At 62.0% G+C, this 2,250-nt stretch carries 4 protein-coding genes; 3 read left to right on the top strand and 1 reads right to left on the bottom strand.

The window, feature by feature from the left end; all coding sequences use genetic code 11:
- Positions 1-656 (top strand): ATP-dependent RecD-like DNA helicase (locus EOA86_RS31465; protein WP_164892177.1); only part of this gene is annotated, 656 nt, incomplete at its 5' end.
- Positions 657-678: 22 nt separating this feature from the next.
- Here EOA86_RS31465 and EOA86_RS31460 read toward each other — a convergent pair.
- Positions 679-1,098 carry an STAS/SEC14 domain-containing protein gene (locus EOA86_RS31460; RefSeq protein ID WP_128345170.1) on the bottom strand — a complete coding sequence of 140 codons (420 nt, stop codon included), beginning with the start codon at positions 1,096-1,098 and terminating at the stop codon, positions 679-681.
- Positions 1,099-1,210: 112 nt separating this feature from the next.
- On the opposite strand from EOA86_RS31460, the gene EOA86_RS31455 reads away from it, so the two are divergent.
- Together EOA86_RS31455 and EOA86_RS31450 are read left to right on the top strand one after the other, a co-directional pair.
- Positions 1,211-1,951 (top strand): pyridoxine 5'-phosphate synthase, encoded by a 741-nt coding sequence (locus EOA86_RS31455; RefSeq protein ID WP_128345169.1) that lies wholly within the window; start codon positions 1,211-1,213, stop codon positions 1,949-1,951.
- 103 nt (positions 1,952-2,054) lie between these two features.
- On the top strand, positions 2,055-2,250 hold a 196-nt coding region (locus tag EOA86_RS31450), incomplete at its 3' end, for a KUP/HAK/KT family potassium transporter (protein ID WP_206630188.1).

Here is a 2,250-nt window from a genome sequence, read left to right as displayed (position 1 = left end):
CCGACCATGAGCCGGATATTCTGCTCACCGAGATCCACCGGCAGGCGCGCGACAACCCGATCATCCGGCTGGCGCTCGACGTACGCGAGGGACGCGAATTCATGCGCGGCGACTATGGCACGGCGCAGGTGATCGGCAAGGAAGATGTCACCCAGGAACTGGTGCTGAAGGCGGACCAGGTGCTGGTCGGCACTAACAGGACGCGGCGTCGGTATAATCAGCGGCTGCGCGAACTGAAGGGGTTCAATGCCGACTACCCGCAGGCCGGCGACAAGCTCGTCTGCCTGCGCAACGACCCGGCCAAGGGATTGCTCAACGGCTCGCTGTGGAAGGTGATGACCTCGTCGTGCGAGACGGTGAAACCCGGCATCAATTTGCTGGTCTCACCGGAGGAGGACGATCCGGACCGCGGCGTTGCCAAGATCAAGCTGCTCAAAGCGGCGTTCGAGGACCCGGACGCCGATATTCCCTGGCAGCAGAAAAAGCGCTTCGATGATTTCGACTATGGCTACGCGCTGACCGTGCATAAGGCGCAGGGCTCGCAGTGGAACGATATCGTGCTTTTCGACGAAAGCTGGGCGTTCAAGGAAACCCGCCAGCGCTGGCTCTACACCGCGATCACGCGCGCGGCCGAACGGCTGACGATCGTCAGATAGGATCGATCCCGCGTCACCATCATCACCCTGCTGGCATCACCGGCGCACTAAGCGGCTTGGCGCCCAGCCATTCCCAGGCGGCCGCTTCGTCCTCGGCCTCGAAATGCCTGAATTCGATTGGCACGGAGGCGGGCAAGATGCCTTGTGCGCCCGGTATCCAGTTTGGCTCGCCGATTGCCGCACAGCGGCCGATATGCGCCACGGCATCGGCGGTGCCCTGTTCGATAGTACTGTCCGACACATCGGCCCAGTCGACGCCGTCATGATCGACCAGACGCACCAGCACGTCGATTCTCGGGTGCAGCGCGTAAGCCGCCTCCAGCAAACCGAACAGATTCTCCGCGTCGGCGGCCGTGATATGGCCGACGACGTCGATGGCGAACAGGTCGTCGCGGTCGGTGTCGATGCGGCGAACCGCCGGCACGGCTTCAAGATAATTCACGGGCCTTCCTCTTGCTGGATATTATTCGTTCCTCTGGAACACCGGAAACCCCCTGTCTGTTCCCGCCAAAGGCGTTATAGGTGGCCGCAAATACGTCCGGACCCGAGAAGCCATGCCTGCAAAACTCTCCGTCAATCTCAATGCCATCGCCATGCTGCGCAACCGGCGCGATCTGCCGTGGCCAAGCGTCACCGGGCTCGGACGCATCGCACTTGCCGCGGGCGCGCATGGGCTGACAGTGCATCCGCGGCCCGACGAGCGGCACACCAGGCATTCCGACCTGCCGCAGATCAGGGCGCTGATAGACGACGAATTCCCTCAGGCGGAGTTCAACATCGAGGGCTATCCGAGCGAGGATTTCCTGGCGCTTGTGGAAAAGCACCAGCCGGAGCAAGTGACGCTGGTGCCCGACGACCCTGCCCAGTCCACCTCCGACCATGGCTGGAACTTTGCCGCCGAGGCGGCGTTCCTGACGCTGGTCGTCAAACGCCTGAAAAAGGGGGGCTTTCGCGTGTCGTTGTTTTCCGACCCGGATCCGGCAGGCATGAAGGCCGCGCGCGACACTGGCGCCGACCGGATCGAGCTCTACACGGGTCCATATGGCAGCTATCATTCCGATTCGGCAGAAGCGGCGAAGGAGCTGGAAAGATTAGGGAAAACCGCGGATGCCGCGCTTGCCGCCGGACTTCAGGTCAATGCCGGGCACGATCTGGTGGTGAACAACCTGCCGGCATTGGCAAAGCGCATCCCGGCACTGGCCGAAGTGTCGATCGGACATGGGTTGACAGCCGATGCGTTGGAGTATGGCATGGCCGGTACGGTCAAAAGATTTCTGAAGGCCTGTGGGTGGTAGCGATGGAAGCCTCGCTTTGCGGACATGGCAGCCATCACGTTGGGGCACTTGATATTGCATCGCAGCAAGCGTAGAGCACCGCGCGCTTATCGGAGTGTCGTCCATGGCCCTTACCAACGGTGGTAGTGAGGCAGAACCAGTCGAACAATCAAGCCATCCTGAGGTCGAAAAGCACAGCACCAAGGTTTTGATGCTGGGCGCTCTCGGCGTGGTCTACGGCGATATTGGCACCAGCCCGATCTATGCGCTTCGCGAAGCACTGCATGCTTCGTCCGGCACCGATCCGCGCAGTGCCGTTC

The sequence above is a fragment of the Mesorhizobium sp. M5C.F.Ca.IN.020.32.2.1 genome (assembly GCF_004023105.1).
GTDB lineage: Bacteria > Pseudomonadota > Alphaproteobacteria > Rhizobiales > Rhizobiaceae > Mesorhizobium > Mesorhizobium wenxiniae.
The sequence above is the reverse complement of the archived record's forward strand: the minus strand, read 5'-3'. Positions and strand labels throughout refer to the sequence as shown.

Coding starts and splice junctions, on each gene's coding strand:
- EOA86_RS31455 (WP_128345169.1), top strand. CDS start 1,211: ATGCCTGCAAAACTCTCCGTCAATCTCAATGCCATCGCCATGCTGCGC.